Annotated in this window: 28 protein-coding genes; 12 read left to right on the top strand and 16 right to left on the bottom strand. The window is 33.7% G+C overall.

The window, feature by feature from the left end:
• Nucleotides 1-97 precede the first annotated feature (97 nt).
• The 12 genes from GHD00_RS08640 to GHD00_RS08695 form a co-directional block, all read right to left on the bottom strand.
• Complete coding sequence (locus tag GHD00_RS08640; RefSeq protein WP_163537744.1) at nucleotides 98-703, bottom strand: SpoIIIAH-like family protein; 606 nt, start codon at nucleotides 701-703, stop codon at nucleotides 98-100.
• 29 nt (nucleotides 704-732) lie between these two features.
• Nucleotides 733-1,371, bottom strand: a complete 639-nt coding sequence (gene spoIIIAG / locus GHD00_RS08645; RefSeq protein WP_240468647.1) for a stage III sporulation protein AG — start codon at nucleotides 1,369-1,371, stop codon at nucleotides 733-735.
• Nucleotides 1,364-1,981, bottom strand: coding sequence for a stage III sporulation protein AF (gene spoIIIAF / locus GHD00_RS08650; protein WP_276208263.1), 618 nt, complete (start codon nucleotides 1,979-1,981; stop codon nucleotides 1,364-1,366). Before spoIIIAF ends, spoIIIAG begins: the two co-directional genes overlap by 8 nt.
• Nucleotides 1,982-1,994: 13 nt before the next feature.
• Nucleotides 1,995-3,170: a stage III sporulation protein AE gene (gene spoIIIAE, locus GHD00_RS08655; RefSeq protein WP_163537746.1), complete on the bottom strand. Its 1,176-nt coding sequence runs from the start codon at nucleotides 3,168-3,170 to the stop codon at nucleotides 1,995-1,997.
• Between the two features lie 19 nt (nucleotides 3,171-3,189).
• On the bottom strand, nucleotides 3,190-3,582 hold the full coding sequence (gene spoIIIAD / locus GHD00_RS08660; protein ID WP_163537747.1) for a stage III sporulation protein AD: 393 nt from the start codon (nucleotides 3,580-3,582) through the stop codon (nucleotides 3,190-3,192).
• A gap of 5 nt (nucleotides 3,583-3,587) precedes the next feature.
• Complete coding sequence (gene spoIIIAC, locus GHD00_RS08665; RefSeq protein WP_163537748.1) at nucleotides 3,588-3,794, bottom strand: stage III sporulation protein AC; 207 nt, start codon at nucleotides 3,792-3,794, stop codon at nucleotides 3,588-3,590.
• 14 nt (nucleotides 3,795-3,808) lie between these two features.
• Nucleotides 3,809-4,321 carry a stage III sporulation protein SpoIIIAB gene (spoIIIAB, locus tag GHD00_RS08670; protein WP_163537749.1) on the bottom strand — a complete coding sequence of 171 codons (513 nt, stop codon included), beginning with the start codon at nucleotides 4,319-4,321 and terminating at the stop codon, nucleotides 3,809-3,811.
• Nucleotides 4,318-5,241, bottom strand: coding sequence for a stage III sporulation protein AA (gene spoIIIAA / locus GHD00_RS08675; RefSeq protein WP_163537750.1), 924 nt, complete (start codon nucleotides 5,239-5,241; stop codon nucleotides 4,318-4,320). Before spoIIIAA ends, spoIIIAB begins: the two co-directional genes overlap by 4 nt.
• Before the next feature lie 132 nt (nucleotides 5,242-5,373).
• On the bottom strand, nucleotides 5,374-5,931 hold the full coding sequence (gene efp / locus GHD00_RS08680; protein WP_163537751.1) for an elongation factor P: 558 nt from the start codon (nucleotides 5,929-5,931) through the stop codon (nucleotides 5,374-5,376).
• A gap of 28 nt (nucleotides 5,932-5,959) precedes the next feature.
• The gene (locus tag GHD00_RS08685; protein ID WP_163537752.1) at nucleotides 5,960-7,030 is read right to left on the bottom strand and encodes a M24 family metallopeptidase; all 1,071 of its coding nucleotides are present in this window, start codon (nucleotides 7,028-7,030) and stop codon (nucleotides 5,960-5,962) included.
• Between the two features lie 27 nt (nucleotides 7,031-7,057).
• Nucleotides 7,058-7,489: a type II 3-dehydroquinate dehydratase gene (gene aroQ / locus GHD00_RS08690; RefSeq protein WP_163537753.1), complete on the bottom strand. Its 432-nt coding sequence runs from the start codon at nucleotides 7,487-7,489 to the stop codon at nucleotides 7,058-7,060.
• Between the two features lie 48 nt (nucleotides 7,490-7,537).
• On the bottom strand, nucleotides 7,538-8,035 hold the full coding sequence (locus tag GHD00_RS08695) for a YqhR family membrane protein (RefSeq protein WP_163537754.1): 498 nt from the start codon (nucleotides 8,033-8,035) through the stop codon (nucleotides 7,538-7,540).
• Between the two features lie 291 nt (nucleotides 8,036-8,326).
• Here GHD00_RS08695 and GHD00_RS08700 point away from each other — a divergent pair, with 291 nt between their 5' ends.
• Nucleotides 8,327-8,713: an SA1362 family protein gene (locus GHD00_RS08700; RefSeq protein WP_163537755.1), complete on the top strand. Its 387-nt coding sequence runs from the start codon at nucleotides 8,327-8,329 to the stop codon at nucleotides 8,711-8,713.
• A 19-nt stretch (nucleotides 8,714-8,732) separates the two neighbouring features.
• Here GHD00_RS08700 and GHD00_RS08705 read toward each other — a convergent pair whose 3' ends face one another.
• Together GHD00_RS08705 and mntR are read right to left on the bottom strand one after the other, a co-directional pair.
• Nucleotides 8,733-9,629 carry a patatin-like phospholipase family protein gene (locus tag GHD00_RS08705; RefSeq protein ID WP_163537756.1) on the bottom strand — a complete coding sequence of 299 codons (897 nt, stop codon included), beginning with the start codon at nucleotides 9,627-9,629 and terminating at the stop codon, nucleotides 8,733-8,735.
• A gap of 77 nt (nucleotides 9,630-9,706) precedes the next feature.
• The gene (gene mntR / locus GHD00_RS08710; RefSeq protein WP_163537757.1) at nucleotides 9,707-10,135 is read right to left on the bottom strand and encodes a transcriptional regulator MntR; all 429 of its coding nucleotides are present in this window, start codon (nucleotides 10,133-10,135) and stop codon (nucleotides 9,707-9,709) included.
• Nucleotides 10,136-10,374: 239 nt separating this feature from the next.
• On the opposite strand from mntR, the gene GHD00_RS08715 reads away from it, so the two are divergent.
• The 3 genes from GHD00_RS08715 to GHD00_RS08725 all read left to right on the top strand — a co-directional run bounded on the left by GHD00_RS08715 (nucleotide 10,375) and on the right by GHD00_RS08725 (nucleotide 13,363).
• Entirely contained in the window at nucleotides 10,375-10,770 is a 396-nt protein-coding gene (locus GHD00_RS08715) for a rhodanese-like domain-containing protein (RefSeq protein WP_163537758.1), read from the top strand.
• A gap of 140 nt (nucleotides 10,771-10,910) precedes the next feature.
• On the top strand, nucleotides 10,911-12,557 hold the full coding sequence (locus GHD00_RS08720; RefSeq protein WP_163537759.1) for a DEAD/DEAH box helicase: 1,647 nt from the start codon (nucleotides 10,911-10,913) through the stop codon (nucleotides 12,555-12,557).
• A complete protein-coding gene (locus tag GHD00_RS08725) occupies nucleotides 12,554-13,363 on the top strand; it encodes a YqhG family protein (RefSeq protein WP_240468648.1) in 810 nt (269 codons plus the stop codon). Before GHD00_RS08720 ends, GHD00_RS08725 begins: the two co-directional genes overlap by 4 nt.
• Before the next feature lie 146 nt (nucleotides 13,364-13,509).
• Here the strand turns inward: GHD00_RS08725 and GHD00_RS08730 are convergent, their stop codons facing one another.
• Together GHD00_RS08730 and GHD00_RS08735 are read right to left on the bottom strand one after the other, a co-directional pair.
• A complete protein-coding gene (locus tag GHD00_RS08730; RefSeq protein WP_481810383.1) occupies nucleotides 13,510-13,695 on the bottom strand; it encodes a YqzE family protein in 186 nt (61 codons plus the stop codon).
• A gap of 68 nt (nucleotides 13,696-13,763) precedes the next feature.
• The gene (locus tag GHD00_RS08735; protein WP_163537762.1) at nucleotides 13,764-14,255 is read right to left on the bottom strand and encodes a shikimate kinase; all 492 of its coding nucleotides are present in this window, start codon (nucleotides 14,253-14,255) and stop codon (nucleotides 13,764-13,766) included.
• A 107-nt stretch (nucleotides 14,256-14,362) separates the two neighbouring features.
• Here GHD00_RS08735 and comGA point away from each other — a divergent pair, with 107 nt between their 5' ends.
• The 8 genes from comGA to GHD00_RS08775 all read left to right on the top strand — a co-directional run bounded on the left by comGA (nucleotide 14,363) and on the right by GHD00_RS08775 (nucleotide 18,616).
• Entirely contained in the window at nucleotides 14,363-15,364 is a 1,002-nt protein-coding gene (gene comGA / locus GHD00_RS08740; RefSeq protein ID WP_163537763.1) for a competence type IV pilus ATPase ComGA, read from the top strand.
• Nucleotides 15,336-16,382, top strand: a complete 1,047-nt coding sequence (locus tag GHD00_RS08745; protein WP_163537764.1) for a type II secretion system F family protein — start codon at nucleotides 15,336-15,338, stop codon at nucleotides 16,380-16,382. Before comGA ends, GHD00_RS08745 begins: the two co-directional genes overlap by 29 nt.
• 17 nt (nucleotides 16,383-16,399) lie before the next feature.
• The gene (gene comGC / locus GHD00_RS08750; RefSeq protein WP_163537765.1) at nucleotides 16,400-16,726 is read left to right on the top strand and encodes a competence type IV pilus major pilin ComGC; all 327 of its coding nucleotides are present in this window, start codon (nucleotides 16,400-16,402) and stop codon (nucleotides 16,724-16,726) included.
• Complete coding sequence (gene comGD, locus GHD00_RS08755) at nucleotides 16,707-17,165, top strand: competence type IV pilus minor pilin ComGD (protein ID WP_276208264.1); 459 nt, start codon at nucleotides 16,707-16,709, stop codon at nucleotides 17,163-17,165. Before comGC ends, comGD begins: the two co-directional genes overlap by 20 nt.
• 64 nt (nucleotides 17,166-17,229) lie before the next feature.
• Nucleotides 17,230-17,496, top strand: coding sequence for a hypothetical protein (locus tag GHD00_RS08760; RefSeq protein ID WP_163537767.1), 267 nt, complete (start codon nucleotides 17,230-17,232; stop codon nucleotides 17,494-17,496).
• Nucleotides 17,444-17,905, top strand: coding sequence for a ComGF family competence protein (locus GHD00_RS08765; RefSeq protein WP_163537768.1), 462 nt, complete (start codon nucleotides 17,444-17,446; stop codon nucleotides 17,903-17,905). The genes GHD00_RS08760 and GHD00_RS08765 overlap by 53 nt, the downstream gene beginning before the upstream one ends.
• Nucleotides 17,871-18,236, top strand: a complete 366-nt coding sequence (locus tag GHD00_RS08770) for a hypothetical protein (protein ID WP_163537769.1) — start codon at nucleotides 17,871-17,873, stop codon at nucleotides 18,234-18,236. The genes GHD00_RS08765 and GHD00_RS08770 overlap by 35 nt, the downstream gene beginning before the upstream one ends.
• A gap of 137 nt (nucleotides 18,237-18,373) precedes the next feature.
• The gene (locus GHD00_RS08775; protein WP_163537770.1) at nucleotides 18,374-18,616 is read left to right on the top strand and encodes a DUF2626 domain-containing protein; all 243 of its coding nucleotides are present in this window, start codon (nucleotides 18,374-18,376) and stop codon (nucleotides 18,614-18,616) included.
• Nucleotides 18,617-18,847: the final 231 nt, after the last annotated feature.

An 18,847-nucleotide genomic window follows, 5' to 3' on the forward strand; every position in this document is an offset into this window, starting at 1 on the left:
TTTTCATTTATTCCTTTCTTAAATCAAGTGTTCTTTCTAACACAAAAATTGACAGTTGCTTTAAGCAAACTGTCAATGCTTTCATCATTATTCTATTCTAGCTTGGTTGATAAACTACTTCAATATTTACTTCCCCAAATTCATCTTTTGTATGTTGAATAATTTCATTCGCTTCTTTTTTAGTTAAGGAGTCTGCCTGTACGGTGACAACAATATTATCTTCAGAAACATTTCGAACTAATACTTGATCATAGTCACTCATACTCTTTATGGTACTTTCTAAAATATTCTCTTTATGCTCAACTTCTTCGATTGCTTTCATCGCTTCATAAGCCTCTGTCTTTTCATCTGATGAAGCATCGCTTGACCCAACAATCGATTCCAGTCTTTCCTTTTCTAAACTTCTCTGATTAGTAATTTCCATTCTAACTGCAGCAAAATATTCATCAGAATTGATAGAAGATGTATCCATTTGATCACTTTGCTCAGAATCTTCGCCAGAAATAACTTCACCTTCTTCTAGTTCTTCTGATAACTCACCTGACATTTCATCAACAGACTGTGAAGTCATTTGATCTTGTCCATTTGGATCTGAATCAATATACGCTAAATCCCCTTCACTTGGTGCGTTCAAATAATAGACACTTAATACAATCATCAAGCTTAGCATAGTTAGAAGCCATACAGTTTGCTTTTTAAACATCATTCATCCCTCCGTTAATAATATATTTATTAATTTTTTGGCATAACAGAAATTCGATGTGCACCTACATCTAATACTTTTGAAACAGAGTCCATTATCCATTTTTTCACTTCTAGGTTATCTGCACCTTCCGCAACAACTAAGACCCCTCTAACATCAGGTTTCTTTGTTTGTACTAATAGAGGTACTTCTTGTTCACCTTGACGAATAATAACAACGCTTTGTTCTCTCGTTTCATCATCAATTTTCCTAGTGCCTCCATTTTGGTCTGTTTCATTTGTAATCTGAGAACCTATAACTAAATCTTTCTGATACACTTGTTCCGTTGTCGCTTCCAAATTTATCATAATTTCAACATTGGAAACTCCTACAATATTTTCAAGCAACGGGATTAAATCCTTTTCATAAGAATCCTCTATTTCCTTTATTTTATCTGTTACATTCTTCGTTTCATTCTGTTTCCATGCCTCCTCCTCTTCTTCTCTATCATCTTCTACTGATAAGGACGAATCAGGTAAGGTACTCTCTGTTTGATTTACACCAAATAAATTACTTACTAAAAGAATGAAGACCCCCACCAAACCAATTAAAGCCATATACTGAAACTTTGTTAGTTTCTTATTCGAATTAGTTACATTAGCTTTTATTTTTGACAGCCATTCAAACACCCTCTTCCTCCTTCCATTCCATCACTATTACATCTTGATCTACTTGCCATTTTTCAGCTAAAAAATGGACTATTTCTTGTTTTTCTTCTTCATGCTCATTTGTTTTTGGTTCTGGTTCTCCAATTTGTATATGAACAGGTGTTACTGTTCGATCATTCTTGTTAGCTTCTGTTAACTGGACATAAATTCGTTCGATCCCTTCCACATCCGTTGTTTCTTGATCTTCCCAATATACCTCCAGCTTTTCTACTTCCATTTCATAGTCTTCTAGCAATTCCTCCTTCACTAAGTTTTCCATCTGGACAACCATCTCTTCTAATACATATGCACGACTAACCGATTCTATTTCACTTTTCTTCTCATTCATTTCATTTTCTATATTTTCTTCTGTCATAGTCCGAGATGTAGAATCAAATAATTGTTGAAAAAATTGCTCGACATCCACTTTAAAAACAGACAATAATGGTTGCAAAATGATTAAAATTAATAACAATCCTATGACTAACTTAACGTATTGTTTCATTTTAGAGCTAGGCAGGATCAAATCAACCAACAGAGCCAAAATCATATAAATGATAATTTGCAAAATCCAGCTAGATAAAAATTCGATTTCAGCTCACCTCCTATCTCACCATCATAGTTAAGTTGCTGGACACAATTAAAATTACTATCGTAAAAAAGAACATAAAAGACACTAAGAGTAAAGCTGCAAATAGATATAAAATATGTTTCCCAATAATATCTAGACATTCGATAACAGGACCATCTCCAATTGGTTGTAAGACAGCAGTTGTTATCTTATACATTAAACAAATCGCGAATATTTTAATGGCTGGAAACATGACAATAGCTATTAAAATCACCACTCCTACCATTCCAATACCGTTTTTGATTAATATAGTAGCACTAAGAACTGTATCCGTTGCGTCTGTAAATATCCTTCCAATAACGGGGATGAAATTACCTGTTACAAATTTAGCAGTTTTCATGGTAATTCCATCCTGTATAGCACTGGCTGCACCTTGAACAGAAATAACTCCTAAAAATACCGTTAATAATATCCCCATTAAACTAATGCCGACATTTTTGATTAAATTGGCTAATTTATTGGCTTTATACTGTGGACTAATTGTACTAACAATCTGGAGAATGGCTGAAATTAGAAATAATGGAATGACGATTTTTGATATAATTAACACGCTTGTATTAATAAGAAAAATAATAATCGGATGAAAAAAAGATATGGTTAACAGGTGTCCCAATGAAGCTAATATACCTAATAAGAGGGGTAGTAATGCTATAAGAAAGCTTTTTGCCATATCAATGGTTTCTATTACATAACGAGTGGCTAACTGGAAACTTTGTAAAGCAATCATAATTAACATGATGTAAACAATAGCATAAGCTACTTTACTTACTACTTGTCGTTCAAATGCATTCTGAATGGTTTGTAATAGTAAACAAAAAAGGGTTAAAAGCATTAAAGTAGCTAACAACTTTCCATTTTCCAAAATTTCATAAAAAAAATAACGAAGAAAGCCTTTTATCCAAGTTTCTAACGTTACTTCACTTTGATTCCGTACCATATCCCATAATGATCTTTTTTCTATTTCTGGCAATACATCTTGATATTGATTCCCAAGCTCGTCCCAATAAGCTTCTAATTGACTTCCTTCGATTAAAGATTGGTAACCATCAAAATTGGAGCCACTATTTTCAACGGAAGCTGCATAAATGTTTGTTGGCATTAGATTGAATAAAATAATTAGCCCAATCACTACATGAACGAGATGCTTCATAGTAAAATCCTTCCCACTATTACGTAATTGGAAAAATGTTAATAATCGTTTCAATAAGAGACTTGAATATTGGTATAGCAAGTATCAAGATAAATACTTTACCAATTAATTCTATCTTTACAGCAATGGAATCTAAACCAGCATCTTTCACTATATTAGCACCAATTTCAGCTACATAAGATATTCCGATAATTTGCAGAATGGTTTGGATATAGGCTGAGTGAATATTGGCTTTTTCTCCTAGAAAGACAACTAACTGTAATACTTCTTTCACGTATTGAATAACGAAAAGGAAAAAATATAATACAGTTAATACAATAAGAAGATAAGCAATAGCTGGTTGTTTGTCTTTTAACAATAAAACAAGTACAGAAGCAATAACACCGATACTTACTACTTCAAATATTTCCATACTCATTACCCTTTATAAAAAAACACTGATCTGATCTCTTGGAATAAGTCAGATATGCTATTAAGCACAAACAATAGTACAATGATAAAACCGACTAAACTTACAAATTGAGCATATTCCTCTTTGCCCATCTGCTTTAAAATAGTATGAATCATAGCTACTATGATTCCGATACCTGCTATCTGGAACAATATACTCGTATCCCCTATCATGTGATTACTCCTCTCTAAAGCAAGAGTATGGCTAGAAATAATCCTGCTAATAAACCAAGACTCTTCACCATTTTCCCATAGCGATAATTCATATCTTCTGCCTCTTTTAACTTTCGATCTAAGTGGGTTAGAGCAAGCTGAATATATTTTTGTTGCTGAACAATATCATGTTGACCTAAAGTTCTGCCAAATTGCTTCATAATTTCTTTTTCCTCTGAAGATAAAAACACAGAATGGCAAAAACGATCGGTTTCTTTATCCCAAATATCATAGAGACTGATAGGCTCATGTTTTAATTGCTGTGCGACTTGTCTAAAAAAACCAGAAACAGGAGAAGGAATTTGCTGAGAAATATTATGACAAGCCTCCATTATAGAAGCCTGACTATAGACAATTTCAGCCTCTAAAATTTGCAATGAACTTTTTAACACTCTAATAAGCTGTGGCCGCTGCTCTAATTTTTTGGACCATTCATATCCTAACCAGGTTAAAGTAAATACGATAAGTAAAGCTCCAAACCATTTCATAGACTATTCACTCTCTGTTTTAAAATAGTGCGACCATGTTGGTCTAATATATCAGTTACATCACCAGCTTTTTTTTGATTGGATAGAACAAAAAATCGATCAAACACATTAGCTCGAAACAGTGGTAATAAAGCCGGTCTTTGCTTTACCTCTTCTAGATCTCTTCCGTGAACGGTGCATATGATACAAACTCCTGCATGGATCGTTTCCATTAAAGCTTGTACATCTTTTTCACTTCCAATCTCATCAACTATAATCACCTCTGGTGACATAGAACGCACTAACATCATCATTCCTTCTGACTTTGGACATTTATCCATTACGTCAACCCTTGAATGAAAGTGATGCTGTGGTACCCCATTTACAGAAGCACATATCTCCGAGCGTTCATCTACGATAGCCGTTTTAAACGTTCTTTTGAATACTCCACCACCAGATAAATAACGAGCAATATCTCGAAGAAATGTAGTTTTACCCGATTGCGGGGGACCAATGATTAAACTATTTTTTAACGATGAATCATAGATATAAGAAAGATAAGGTTTTGTAAAACCTACCATATCTGTTGCAAGTCGAATATTAAATGATGATACATGTTTAATGGCTTTGACAGAACCATTTTCCACAATCACTTCACCAGATATACCAATTCTGTGGCCTCCTGAAATCGTAATATAACCTTGTCTCAATTCCTCTTCTAAACGATACATAGAGTATTCGCTTATTCTATTTAAAAATAGGAGGGCTTCTGATTGTGTTAATCTTGTTTTAAAAAGCCAAATGATGTTTGTCCCGTCATTCAACTCAACTGGTTGATTCATTCTTAGCCTTATTTCTTGAGGCTGAAATCGTTTGTTTTTCATAGCTTGTCTAATCTCACTGGATATTGTTTCTGGAAGTAAATTTAAAATATTTTCCATGAGCTAGCCCCGCTTTTACTTTTATTATCTAAAACCATTCTATGCATCCTAATATGGGATATTACTATAAGACGCAAAAGTATGAGAATAAAAAAAGAGCCGCCATATAAGACAGCTCCTTCTAAAACTTTATTAAGCTCTTGATACATATTTCCCATCATTGGTACTTATCACTAAGACTTCTCCTTCATTTACGAAAAATGGAACTTGAACGGTCAAACCAGTTTCTAAAGTCGCAGGTTTTGTACCCCCACTTGCTGTGTCACCTTTTATTCCAGGCTCTGTTTCCGTTACAGTTAATTCTACATTATTTGGCAGGTCAACACCGATCGTTTCCCCTTCGTATGTAAGAATGTTTACTTCCATATTCTCTTTAATGAATTGTAATTCCCTCTCAATTTGATCTTCTTGTAACTCTATTTGATCAAATGTATTTGTATCCATGAAAGTGTGAACATTACCAGATCCATACAAATACTGCATTTTTCTATTTTCAATATGAGCGCGGTTTACTTTTTCTCCGCCTCGAAAAGTTTTTTCTTGAATATTGCCATTTCGCAAGTTACGTAATTTAGAGCGAACAAATGCAGCTCCTTTGCCTGGCTTCACATGTTGAAAATCGATTACTTGCCAAATTTCATTATCTACTTCAATAGTTAGCCCTGTTTTAAAATCGTTTACTGAAATCATTCAGCTGCCTCCTCTGATCTAATCTTTATTAACTAGGTAGTTTTGTAAATTCCTTAGGTGCATGTGTTAATCGTTGACTGCCTTCTTCTGTAATTAATAGATCATCCTCTATACGACAGCCACCAATATTAGGAACATAAATTCCTGGCTCCACAGTTACGACCATGCCAGCTTGTAACGTTTCTTTTGAACGATATGATAATCCTGGCATTTCATGTACATCAAGACCTAATCCATGACCTGTAGAGTGCCCAAAATACTGTCCATATCCTTTTTCTGTTATATAATCTCTGGTAAGTAAATCAGCTTCTTTTGCTGTGATGCCTGCTTTTAACCCCTCAACTCCTAATTTTTGTGCTTCTAACACCGTCTGATAAATGGTATGTAATTCTTCGCTGATATCCCCAACAGCAACAGTCCTTGTAATATCCGAGCTATAACCGTTATATAAAGCACCAAAATCTAATGTAACTAATTCACCAGACGCTATTTCCTTAGTAGAAGCTACCCCATGGGGCAAAGCAGACCGATAACCGGAAGCTACTATAATATCAAAGCTTGAAGATTGCGCTCCCTTTTTTCTCATATAAAATTCTAATTCTGTTGCAATATCAAGTTCCTTAACACCTGGCTTAATAAAATTAAGAATATGACTATAGGCATCATCCGCAATTTTACATGCATCCTTTATTATCTTAATCTCATCTTCTGTTTTAATCAAGCGGATTTTTTCAATAATTCCTTGTGTTGGAATAAACTCACACGATAATTGTTTTTTATATTGCTCAAACGAAGCATATGTTATATCATTTTTCTCAAATCCCAGTGTTTCAATGTTCAATTCATCTGCTACATTTTTGACTTCCTCATGAATAGGTACTTTATGTTCTCTTATAGTAAACCCTTTCACTTGCTCTTTTGCTTGTTCCGTATATCGAAAATCAGTAATAAAATAGGCTTGATTTTTCGTAATAACTGCAACCCCAGATGTTCCGGTAAAGCCGGTGATATATCTACGGTTTATAGCACTTGTCACTAACAGTGCATCCACCTTTTCTTTTTGAAGCAAATCTCGCAATTTTTGTAAACGTTCCTCCATCAATCTCCCTCCCGTTGATATGTTATATTACTTTTCACCTATGAAGTACATAGCAGCTAGTTGATAACCTTTCGTTCCTAACCCGACAATTTGTCCTTCACAAACTGGTGCTAACATAGAATGGTGTCTAAAGGATTCCCTTTTATGCACATTTGAAATATGTACTTCTATTACAGGTGCGGATATAGAGCTAATCGCATCTCTTAATGCAATACTTGTATGTGTGTATGCACCCGGATTAAAAATAATACCATCAAATTGGCTTTCTGCTTCATGAAGAATGTCAATAAGCTCCCCTTCATGATTAGATTGTTTTGCTTCTATTTGATATGAGTGCGATGATAGCAGTGATTGAAGATCGGCTTCAATATCTGCTAATGTCTCTTTTCCATAAACATCTGGTTCTCTCTGACCTAACCGATTTAAGTTAGGACCATTTAACATGAGAAGCTTCCCCATTTTTACACCTTCCTCCTACACTGATCCCCTTCATCATAACATATAAACCTAACTATTTTCAGTTTTTTGTAAGTGATAAGTGAAGGAAATAGAGTATCCAACAAAAACACCGTATAAAATAAATATACAAATAGTCGTAACAATGGTATTGCTATCTAAATCATAGAAAGCCGGTATATTAGGAAATATGGGTTCTAATAGCCAGAATAATAAAAACCATAAGGCAATCCCATACACAAGTCCTGGCCAAATACTTTCAAACTTCTTACATAGCACATAATAGATAAAAGCAACTATTATGGATAAGATGCTTATAATCAAAACTGAAATCATTTGCCCTAACCATTGATCGGTCCATGCTGTTTGCAGCCATGATCGCAACACAAAACTTTTCGGTGTAATCTTTGTAAAGTTGAAAAAGCCGGCAATGGAATGAATAACACTCCAAATCAGCCCCCCAAAAAAACCAATACTTATTATCTTTGAAACCATTGTTTGCGTTGATTGATTTACTGATTGTCTTTGATTTCTTCTTTGATATCGCATATATGATCACCTCATTTTATAGGGTATCCCATTGTTAATCATTTCATCCAATTGAAGTGTTCCCCTAGTTATTTTTTTCATAATTTTATACAATAGAGATATAAATAAAATACATCCGCTAATTTAAACTTTTTATAAAACATTTTAAATAAAGGGCTTACATTGCTATGATATAAGCATACACTTTAAATAAGCGTATAAAATTTTTTAAAATTTTTGTATATAATGGTAAAGAAATGGGGTATATATATTAATAAAGATGCGTTTCTTTACCGAAAGGAGGCTATATATTTGAGAAAATATATATCTTGGCTTATTTATATTTTAATTGGTTTAGCTGTCGTAGGGTTTGTGGGTAACTTATTAACAGATACTTTAGGATTATTAATGAATTTATTTATAACTGCATGTATTGGTGCGGTTATCTTTGGTCTATTCTATTTCTTTTTGATGCGACCAAGATCAACAAATGAACTGAAGAAATACCGCAAAGCAGTGAAACAATCAAAACAGAAATACAAACATCTCTCGCATAAACAAAATGGAAAACAGACCTTTAAACCAAACATGTATAAAAAATCAAGTGCTTTAAAATCATCACGGAGAAATGTTCCTCACTTACGAGTAATAGAAGGAAACAAAGAAAAAGAAAAGAAAAAGAACAGAGCTTCGTTATAACGAGGCTCTGTTCTTTTTTCTAAATATATTTCCATTCTCCCAGAAAATGTTTCGTACGCTGATATCCATATATAATAAGAGATTCCTTTTCTTTTCGATTAATACTAAAATCCGTTGAGCTAATTTCCTCAACTGGGAAAAATAATATTTGCTCAGCAGTCTGTTTAGAAATATACCGCGTATCATGTGCTTTTCTCATAGTACCAATAGTTGCTTTAAGCAAATCAATGGCATTTTTAATTTTTTTATTATAATAATATTGATTAGGATCTGTTAACTGCATACCTAATACTGGGCGATAATCAGCGTCTGATCTTTCTTCGAATAACCACAACGGAAAACTGCTTAGAATCATTCCATCCACTATTAAGCTTTTTTGACCGGAAAATGGGTTAGTGATTTGGCATGGCCGAAAAAAATAAGGGATAGAAATACTGCTTCGAACAGCTTTTGCTATAGGGAAATAGGAAGCATCAATATGGTAAAACCGCATTAAATCATCTGGAAATACTACAACTCTATTAAATGTTATGTCTGCAGCAACAATTTTCAGTTGATCAGCGTTCATGTCAGAGAAATACTTCACACCTTTTTTTTCTAAGCATGATTGCAGCCAGTTCTCAAAGTATTTCCCTCGATATAAGCCCATTGTTTTATATAAAGTTAACCACTTTAGAAACGGGATAGCTGAACTAATTTGGGATTGATCTAAAAATTGATCGATGTTTACATTTAAAAATATTTCCTTTAATTCTTTTGATTGATAACCAGCAGCAACAAGTGTTGCAAATAAAGCACCTGCTGAGGTACCAGCTACCTTACCAATAGTAATATTCTTTTCCTCCAGTGCTTGTAGTGCGCCAATAAAGACAAAGGCCTTCACTCCACCACCTGAAAACACTCCATCAATTTTCATCCCATCACCCTATCGATTTTAACACTTGTATATATATATTCTTCGTGTTAAACCAATAGAACGAAATAACATGAACATTAATCGTCTTTTAATTCTGACTGTTTATGTATCTTTTTCAAACTCTCTACTCGCGTTGGGTCTTCCTCGAGGTATTGTACAAGGTCTCCAATACGATCAATGGAATTCCAGCTCAAATGGTGCTCTATCCCTTCCACATCTGTATAAATATTTTCCTCATCTACACCAATTAACCGTAAAAATTGCTCCAATAATTCGTGTCGGTACACCAACCTTTTTCCGATTTTTTTTCCTTTTGGAGTTAAGATAAGACCTTGATATTTTTCATAATTCAAATAATCATCACGATCTAATTTCTGTACCATTTTGGTTACCGATGATGGCTGTACTTGCAATGCTTCGGCAATCGCAGAAACACGAGCATATCCTTTCGTTTCAATCAATAAATAGATTTGTTCTATATAATCTTCCATAGTTGGGGTTGGCATTTTTCTCCTCCATTCGTTCATCAATCATTCATGTAAATAAAAGCATACAATAGAATAAACAATCAGACAAGAATTCCAAACAAGCTATTATTTTAACATATTCCTTATCCTATTTGTTATCTTAATGATTGAATTCCACAAAAATCGAACAATGTTTGCAAATTATTCTTTATTTCAGTAAAAGAAATGATATAATCTTTTTTAGGAGAATTTTTAACAAAATATTGGGGGATAAAAACATGACAGAATTATATATCTTGCTTGCCATTTTAGTAGCATTTATATTATTTTCCGTATACAAATACTTTAAGCAAAAAAAAGTTTTAACAACATTAACGGAAGAAGAGTTTAGACAGGGTTACAGAAAAGCCCAATTAATTGACGTACGTGAACCTAAAGAGTTTGATGGTGGGCACATTCTAGGTGCTCGTAATATACCTCTTACTCAGCTAAAACAACGCTTAACGGAACTGCGTAAAGATCAGCCTGTTTATTTGTATTGCCAAAGTGGTGCCCGTTCCGGAAGAGCAGGATTAGTGCTTCATAAAAAAGGATATCACAAATTATACCACTTGCAAGGTGGTTATAAGAAGTGGACAGGCAAGATAAAGATAACAAAAAAATTAGATTATTAATTTAAGAACTAGGGTGCTTCCCCTAGTTCTTTTCTATTCTTTTATTTGATTTCATCCCTTTTGTATAAACAACTTGGTATCCGTGCAAAATAGAAAAAAACACCCTTATATCGTTAGATATACGAATAGGATGGATGTCAATGCAAATACCAAAAACAATGGATAAAGAATATATTTCAAGTTTCACAGAAGTTACAGAAAGCCCTGCTAAACTTTGTAGCTGGGAACTTTTTCAGAAATCTTATCAAATCGCTGAAACAATGAAAGTTTCGGATTTTAATCAACTTGTGAGTCCTTCGTTTTTACCAAAAATGGATTTTTTACCACATCAAATAGAATGTGCGGAAAGAGTCATACAAGAAATGAATGGAAGAGCCTTGTTAGCTGATGAAGTCGGACTGGGTAAAACGATTGAAGCAGGACTTATATTAAAAGAGTATTTGATGAGAGGGATGGCAAAAAAAGTTCTAATCCTTGTTCCCGCGTCTCTTGTTAATCAATGGGCATTGGAATTAAGCCAGAAATTTTATATTCCTGCAGTTACAGCTCGAAAACGAGTTAACTGGAAAGAAGCCAATATCATCATCACAACACTAGATACAGCAAAAAAAGGAAAGCATCAAGAAGAAATACTGAATCAAAGCTATGACTTTGTAATCGTAGACGAGGCTCATAAATTAAAAAACCACCAAACTAAGAACTTTGCATTTGTTCAAGCTTTGAAAAAAAAATATTTGTTATTATTAACTGCTACCCCCGTTCAGAATAAATTAACGGATATTTTTAATTTAATTAGCTTAATCAAACCAGGCTACTTAGGAACATATGAAGAATTTGTGAAAACATATCGCCATCAACAAAAGAAAATAGACGATGACCCTTATTTAAAACAACTCGTTAATAAGGTGATGATTCGTAACCGTAGAAAAGATACTGGTGTGCAATGGACAAACCGGCACATTGATACAATATGGGTAGACTTTTCAGAAGAGGAACAACAATTTTACAACACTTTGGAACAATTTTTTCAATCTAGCAGTCATGTTTCTGGTGTTACATATAAAAGAGAATTTTGCTCCTCTCGTGAAGCTTGTTATCTATCCCTAAAAAAATGGATAAATCTCAATGAGAAAGCGGAGAACACTCCATTGTTAGAAATGGTAAAACAAATAGAACATTTACCACATCATGCTAAAGCAAAAAAACTAGTCGATTTAGTTAAGCAATCGAATGAAAAGTTTATTATTTTTACTGAATATCGAGCTACACAAATATATTTACAATGGATGCTGCAGCAAGAAAATATCAAGTCCGTTCTGTATCGAGGTGGATTCAAAAAAGGGAAAAAGGACTGGATGAGACATTTATTCCAAAATTATGCTCAAGTAATGATTGCAACTGAAGCTGCCGGAGAAGGTATTAACTTACAATTTTGTCATCACTTAATTAATTACGACTTACCATGGAATCCAATGCGCCTTGAACAAAGAATTGGCCGGATTCACCGATTTGGTCAAGAGAATGATGTACAAATTTATAATTTTGCTATTAGAAACACCATTGATGAACATGTAATAGAATTATTGCATCATAAGATTAATTTATTTGAAAACGTCATTGGTCAATTAGACCAAATTCTGACTAAATTGGAATTAAATGATCTTGACGATGAGGTTGAAAAAATATTTACTGAATCGAAATCCATTGGAGAAACCAAAATTAAATTAGATAATTTAGCTTCTGTTATTCACTCTATAAATGATGAAGAAAAAGTAGGTGAAGCATGATGGAATTAGAAAATATAAATCATTTTCTCGAAAGCTTTTTTTCTCTATACGACTGTCCAATAGACCGGCCCGAAAAAAATCTTTTTAGCATTCAATTAAATAGAGAACTAGACGAGGCCTTAATGAACCGCCCTTTTTATTGGCACTACATGGATAAACTGGGGCAGCAAGGGGCTCCTATGACTCTAAAACTTAATACAGACCCTGAATCGGAAGAAAAGGGTTTTGAATGGATACATTTTGGCAGTCCACGCTTACAACAAATATTTTCTTATATCCAACAACAAGCCATGTACACATTACTTTATGAAAAATCAGATGGCGTTACTAAAACCGCTTTATATCCATGGCTTGTTGGTAACATAAAAGTCAGTTACCTTGGCAAACAAAAAAAAGAAGAGATCTTTTCTATTGGATTACATTTAATTAATGGAATAATGTTGAATAATATGATGAAAAAGCTTGAAAACATACCTTTCCAGAGAGTTATGAGTGATTATAGTTACACATTATCTCCTATTATAAAACCACCAAGCGGATTTTATAGAATTTTTCAATATATTGAGAATGAAATATCAACCCACGACAATAGCTGGGCAATAGCCTCATTAAAAACATTACAGGAAGAAAAGGAGTTATTAGATTATTTCTTTCAACATAATAAGGATGTACAAGAGTTTTATGAAAATGAAGAGAGACATTTAACAGAACGATTAGAACCTAAAATCGAAATCTCCATTATCAATGCTGGTCTCTTTTATCTTTCTGCACAAACGGTACAAAAACTTATCCAAACTCTTCAGTAAACAAAAAAAGAAGCTGACTCAAAAGCCAGCTCCATTGTACACGCAACTGGAATATAGTTCCTTTTACTACATGGCCTCAGTATAGGTATCTAGCAATATTCCAGTTGCCAAACTGTAAACTGAACTAATGAGACAGCGCCATTTAATCATTTCTTTTTCTGTAGCAATAAACGAAATGCAAATGGCAGTACTCCAAACCATTTGTTTGAATACGCGATCGGTTCTTCTTTTTCATCCTTCTTCAACTTTTTGCGTTCATCTTTTGGTGTATCCATATATTTAACAATTTTCTGTGTCATATACTTGACATATTCCTCACTTGGCAAGTTCATCACACCTTTGTTTTTGCTACTAGTTTTGTACAATAGCTGCAGTAATATACATGTTCTTCATAAAGTCATTATAAATATCCAATGATCTCGTTTTTTAATTGTTCCACAGTTTTGCCATCAGTATCAATGGTCACATCTGCCACTTCTAAATATTTTGGGGTTCTCTGAATTAAAAGTTCTTTTTTATCACGGTCTTGATTATTCCAAATCGGCCTTGATCCATCATTTATCAAACGTCTTTTTATTTCTTCCCAAGAAGTTTGCAAAAAAATAACGGTCCCGTGTTGCTCTAACCATTTACGATTTTCTTCTTTTTCTATAATGCCTCCACCTGTCGCTATGATGGCATTTGTTTTATTCGTCGATTTTAGCACTTCAGTTTCATATTCCCTAAAGGTTTTCTCCCCTTTTTTTGCAAATATTTCTGGTATAGTTTGTTTATATGTTTTTTCGACCAAATCATCCGTATCTTGCACTTCCATATGTAATGATTCCTTTAATGCAGAAGCTATACTAGTTTTTCCACTGCCCATAAATCCAACTAAATAAATACTTTTCATAACTACCTCCGATTTGTTTCCATATTTTTTCTTTTTCATGCAGGAATTTCTCAATGGCTGACGAATATTAATATTGTACCATGATAAAATAGGAGGTGAAATAGAAATTGAACAAAGCTTCTGCACTCTCGAACCGAATTATTCAAGAGGCCATTAAAGCAGGAGCATCAGATATTCATTTTAGCCCCCAAGAAACTAAAGTAGACATTTATTTTAGAATTAACGGAAGGAGATGTTTTCATTATTCTATCACTTATGAGCAGTACTCCTTCATTCTCACCTATTACAAATTTACTGCTAAAATGGATATTGGTGAAATGCGGAAACCTCAGCAAGGAACCATTTCAACTAACTTTCAAAGTCAGGCCTTTTCTTTAAGATTGTCTACCCTTCCAGCAAATGCTTCTGAAAGCCTCGCCATTAGAATTTTACCTCAAGATGAGATTCATACACTCGATCAAATTTCCCTTTTTCCAAATCAATATAAAACGATACTGCAATGGCTAAATCATCGATCAGGTATTATTTTATTCACCGGACCCACCGGATCTGGGAAAACAACTACATTATATGCTATCCTTCAAGCCTTCATGGATCAAACTCCTTTTCAAACGGTAACGTTAGAAGATCCAGTTGAAAAGAGAATCGATCATATTTTACAAGTCCAAGTAAATGAACATGCAGGGATGACTTATGATGCTGGGCTGAAAGCAGCTTTACGACATGATCCAGATATTATTATGGTAGGAGAAATTCGAGACCAACAAACCGCGAAGTTTGCTTTTAGAGCATCTAACACTGGTCACTTAGTGTTATCAACATTACATGCTAATAATGGACCAAGTACGATTAACCGATTATTAGATATGGGGATCAAATCGATTGATTTACATCAGAGTTTAATCGCTATTGCTTCTGTTCAGCTGGTCACACTAAATTCACCTAAATCTAATCAACAAAGAGCAGCAATCTTTGAACTGTTAGAACGAGAAACCCTTCAAAAAGTAATACAAGATCCAACACCTTCAAACACTCCCCAATATGCTAGCTTTAAATGTTTAAGGAGGAAAGCCTACGCTTATGGTTTCATTACCACGGATCAACTTTAAGAAGAAACCATTATCTTTGAAAGAACAATATCAAATATTGTATCGATTACACCAACTTTTTAACTATGGGTATTCCTTGTACGAAGCGCTTAATGTTCTTTTATGGGATCACAAATTGCAATCGACTTCTAACAAAATAACACAGATGCTTTATCAAGGTCATTCTTTTACAGAAGCCCTAAAACAATGTCATTTCCAACAAAGCATTATTTCATTTATGAAAATTTCTATACAACATGGCCATTTTAAAGAGGGGCTTTCCTATAGTTGTTATATGCTTAAACAACGAATGGAATTTGTTGCAAAAATGAAGCAAATGTCACGATACCCTATACTTTTAGCTACATTCTTTTTCATTATTATCATTTTTATGAAGATATCTATTTTTCCTTCTTTCGTAAAATTAATGGGTGTTCAATCAAATGAGAATAGCATATTTTTACTAGCTCAAACTGTGATGAACGGAATTTTTTATGGAAGTATTGCGTGTTTTAGTTTCGTTATTTTAATCTTTCTTCTAGTACCCAGATTGTATCAGCTGATATCCATTGAAACTAAGATAAAATGTTGCTTAATCATCCCTGTGTATAAAAGATATGCTAAAATGCAAACCACCTTCTTATTTGTCACTCATTTGCAATCTTTATTGCATGCTGGAATGAACATAAAAGATTCTCTCTCCATATTAAAAGAACAAACCTCAGATTCGTTTATTCCCTATTACTCAACATTAATTGATAAACATTTATCACAGGGATATTTATTCAGTTCTATCCTGCCTTCCTGCCGATTATTTGAGCCAGAATTACAACACATTATGCAAAATGATGTCAATAATGAACGAATGGCAAAAGATTTAAAATTATATTCTGATCACCTTATCTATGCAATGGAAACTTTCATGAAGAAAGTGATTAGTATTACTCAACCACTTATCCTCAGTATATTAGCTTTTCTTATTATCTTCGTTTATCTATCTTTAATGTTACCTTTATTCGATTATATTCAAAATATATAGTGAGAGGAGAAGTTTGTATGTTAAAAAACCAAAAAGGGTTCACATTAATTGAAATGTTAATTGTTCTTGCCGTCATCAGTGTTTTGCTCATTTTATTTATCCCAAACTTATCTAACCAAAGTGATACGATCCAAGAAACAGGTTGTGACGCCTTAATCCAGCTCGCAGACAGCCAACGGATTGTATATGAGATAGAGCAACAGCAGCCTTTACAAAGTGCAGATGAGTTAGAGGACAATAATTATTTAAAGACCATCACATGTCATAATGACACTCAAATATTAGAATATGATCCTAATGAAGAAATTTTTGACACGACTGACAATGTTGACTCTGTATCATAAAAAAAATGGCTTTACTCTTTTAGAAAGTTTGCTAGTACTTTTCACAGTGAGTATTGTCCTTTTAATAGGCGGCAGTTTTATGTACAAAACATTAGATCAAATGGAATATCGTACTTTTATACAACAATTTAATCAAGATTTGCTTTACATCCAACAATTTAATATCACACATACAGAGAGTTATTATATGACCTTTAATTTTGATCAAAATAAATATTCTGTTCGACAATCTGGTTTCGGTTATGTCGTTAAAGAGTATGTATACCCTGAACAATGGCAGATTGATTCCAATACACTTCAATTACCTATCCATTTTTCGCCTAAAGGAAACATAAAAAATCCAGGGACATTGAAAATTACGACAAGATCAAGTAACTATTATATTACTTGCCCTTTTGGAAAAGGGAGGTGTTATTCTGAAAAAGTTTCTACATCATGAGTGCGGCTATTTATTTTATGATGTCTTGATCTCCATACTAATTTTTTTTAGTATATGTATCACTTTGCTGCCAATATTAGCGCAAGTGAGATTAGAACAACAAAGGTTAGAAAATCAGAGGATAATTTCTCAATATACATTTGAAAAACTACAAGAAACCATTGCCACTTCTTCTCCGACAAATTCTTATACCATTGAACACCTTATTAACAAACCAGTTACGATTTCCATACAACAACAAAATGATGATTTATTGGAAGGATGTGCAGATTGGACAAATGAACGAAAAATCAAACAATCCATTTGCTTCTATGGCGTCCCTAAACCCTGAACGTGGTTTTACACTTGTTTCCACGATTGTAGCTCTTATGATGATGACAATGCTATTATTTTGGATAAGTCAAGTAATGGGGGCCTTCTTCAAACAACCTCGTCAAAATGATATGGAAGTGCGTCAGTTTTTTCACTTTATTGAACAAGAATCCATGAATGCCATATCTATTACAATTGACGAGTCAAGTCTGCAATGGCACTACCACAATGGAGATATTGTATCCATGGATCAATACCAAACCAATATAAGAAGACAAGTGAACAATGCAGGACACGAAATTATGCTTCAGAACGTAGAAAGCTTCCTTTTATCCCTTTCTAATAATAGAAATAGTATTACTATTACGATAATAACAGAAAGTAAGGAGACGTATGAAAAGACCATTTATGACGTTTATCCAATCTGACAAAGGATTTGTATCCCCCATTACCATTTTTATCGTCCACATTCTTTTTTTGCTTACTTTTTTTCAAGTTTCTATGTATCAAACCACTCTGGAAAACACTCAAAAAGATTTGCAGCAATATAAAATTCATACTTTGTTTCAAATGGGATTACAAACCTTTATTCATGAAACAGATAAGAAAGATCCTTACCATTATCAATTCCCTTCAGGGACAGTAGAAATTTCTTATTCCACAACATACGCAGCGAATGATTATTATATTATGAAAGTAAAAATCATGGAAGGGGCTACCCAACAAAGAAGCTTTGAACTCCCTTCAAATGAAGACTAAGCGGTGTATAAGAAGCTTGTTTGGGGAAAGATAAATAATACATTAGAAAGAATCATTGAATATAATTTACATTTAGTGTCGAGTCGTTTATAATATGGTTTGATACATAGTAACGTTACTGTAAAGGAGGGGGAACAATGGATCGTGTTTTTCGTATGCTTGCTTTTTGGACAGGCATTTTCACGGTGATGTTTCACGTAGGGCACATGGAAACAATGGCATATTTATTTTTAGCCCAAACGATCTTTTTCTTAGGCGTTGGATTTTTAAAGTTATCAGAAAGAATGTATATGTATTTATTTGCCGCTTATTGTACTGTATTTTTCATAGGATTTACTTTTTATACCAACTTCATTCTTGTTCCTGGTTTTGGCCATTAATAAAAACGCTCTGTATTAGACAGAGCGTTTTTATTATGTATTAGTGAAATCCTTTATTGTTTTACTACACAGTTGAACTTAACTGCGACATAGTGAATATTCTCATCAGCACGCCTTTTTTATTTCGTTCAAAGATGAGTGCTAGTCCTGCGCTGCGAAAAAGCGCTCCCTTTCCGGGGTAGAGTAGAAAACAGGAATTAAATAGTGCCTTCTTGTCTTCGGGTTTCAGGG

Origin of the sequence: Gracilibacillus sp. YIM 98692, assembly GCF_010993965.1 — a bacterium.
GTDB lineage: Bacteria > Bacillota > Bacilli > Bacillales > Amphibacillaceae > Gracilibacillus.

What these genes read in the sequence shown, in the direction of transcription:
- GHD00_RS08640 (WP_163537744.1), bottom strand. Translation starts at nt 703, where the DNA reads ATGTTTAAAAAGCAAACTGTATGGCTTCTAACTATGCTAAGCTTGATG.
- spoIIIAE (WP_163537746.1), bottom strand. Translation starts at nt 3,170, where the DNA reads ATGAAGCATCTCGTTCATGTAGTGATTGGGCTAATTATTTTATTCAAT.
- spoIIIAD (WP_163537747.1), bottom strand. Translation starts at nt 3,582, where the DNA reads ATGGAAATATTTGAAGTAGTAAGTATCGGTGTTATTGCTTCTGTACTT.
- spoIIIAC (WP_163537748.1), bottom strand. Translation starts at nt 3,794, where the DNA reads ATGATAGGGGATACGAGTATATTGTTCCAGATAGCAGGTATCGGAATC.
- spoIIIAB (WP_163537749.1), bottom strand. Translation starts at nt 4,321, where the DNA reads ATGAAATGGTTTGGAGCTTTACTTATCGTATTTACTTTAACCTGGTTA.
- spoIIIAA (WP_163537750.1), bottom strand. Translation starts at nt 5,241, where the DNA reads ATGGAAAATATTTTAAATTTACTTCCAGAAACAATATCCAGTGAGATT.
- efp (WP_163537751.1), bottom strand. Translation starts at nt 5,931, where the DNA reads ATGATTTCAGTAAACGATTTTAAAACAGGGCTAACTATTGAAGTAGAT.
- GHD00_RS08685 (WP_163537752.1), bottom strand. Translation starts at nt 7,030, where the DNA reads ATGGAGGAACGTTTACAAAAATTGCGAGATTTGCTTCAAAAAGAAAAG.
- aroQ (WP_163537753.1), bottom strand. Translation starts at nt 7,489, where the DNA reads ATGGGGAAGCTTCTCATGTTAAATGGTCCTAACTTAAATCGGTTAGGT.
- GHD00_RS08695 (WP_163537754.1), bottom strand. Translation starts at nt 8,035, where the DNA reads ATGCGATATCAAAGAAGAAATCAAAGACAATCAGTAAATCAATCAACG.
- GHD00_RS08705 (WP_163537756.1), bottom strand. Translation starts at nt 9,629, where the DNA reads ATGAAAATTGATGGAGTGTTTTCAGGTGGTGGAGTGAAGGCCTTTGTC.
- mntR (WP_163537757.1), bottom strand. Translation starts at nt 10,135, where the DNA reads ATGCCAACCCCAACTATGGAAGATTATATAGAACAAATCTATTTATTG.
- GHD00_RS08715 (WP_163537758.1), top strand. Translation starts at nt 10,375, where the DNA reads ATGACAGAATTATATATCTTGCTTGCCATTTTAGTAGCATTTATATTA.
- GHD00_RS08720 (WP_163537759.1), top strand. Translation starts at nt 10,911, where the DNA reads ATGCAAATACCAAAAACAATGGATAAAGAATATATTTCAAGTTTCACA.
- GHD00_RS08725 (WP_240468648.1), top strand. Translation starts at nt 12,554, where the DNA reads ATGATGGAATTAGAAAATATAAATCATTTTCTCGAAAGCTTTTTTTCT.
- GHD00_RS08730 (WP_481810383.1), bottom strand. Translation starts at nt 13,695, where the DNA reads ATGAACTTGCCAAGTGAGGAATATGTCAAGTATATGACACAGAAAATT.
- GHD00_RS08735 (WP_163537762.1), bottom strand. Translation starts at nt 14,255, where the DNA reads ATGAAAAGTATTTATTTAGTTGGATTTATGGGCAGTGGAAAAACTAGT.
- GHD00_RS08745 (WP_163537764.1), top strand. Translation starts at nt 15,336, where the DNA reads ATGGTTTCATTACCACGGATCAACTTTAAGAAGAAACCATTATCTTTG.
- comGC (WP_163537765.1), top strand. Translation starts at nt 16,400, where the DNA reads ATGTTAAAAAACCAAAAAGGGTTCACATTAATTGAAATGTTAATTGTT.
- comGD (WP_276208264.1), top strand. Translation starts at nt 16,707, where the DNA reads ATGTTGACTCTGTATCATAAAAAAAATGGCTTTACTCTTTTAGAAAGT.
- GHD00_RS08765 (WP_163537768.1), top strand. Translation starts at nt 17,444, where the DNA reads ATGAACGAAAAATCAAACAATCCATTTGCTTCTATGGCGTCCCTAAAC.
- GHD00_RS08770 (WP_163537769.1), top strand. Translation starts at nt 17,871, where the DNA reads ATGAAAAGACCATTTATGACGTTTATCCAATCTGACAAAGGATTTGTA.
- GHD00_RS08775 (WP_163537770.1), top strand. Translation starts at nt 18,374, where the DNA reads ATGGATCGTGTTTTTCGTATGCTTGCTTTTTGGACAGGCATTTTCACG.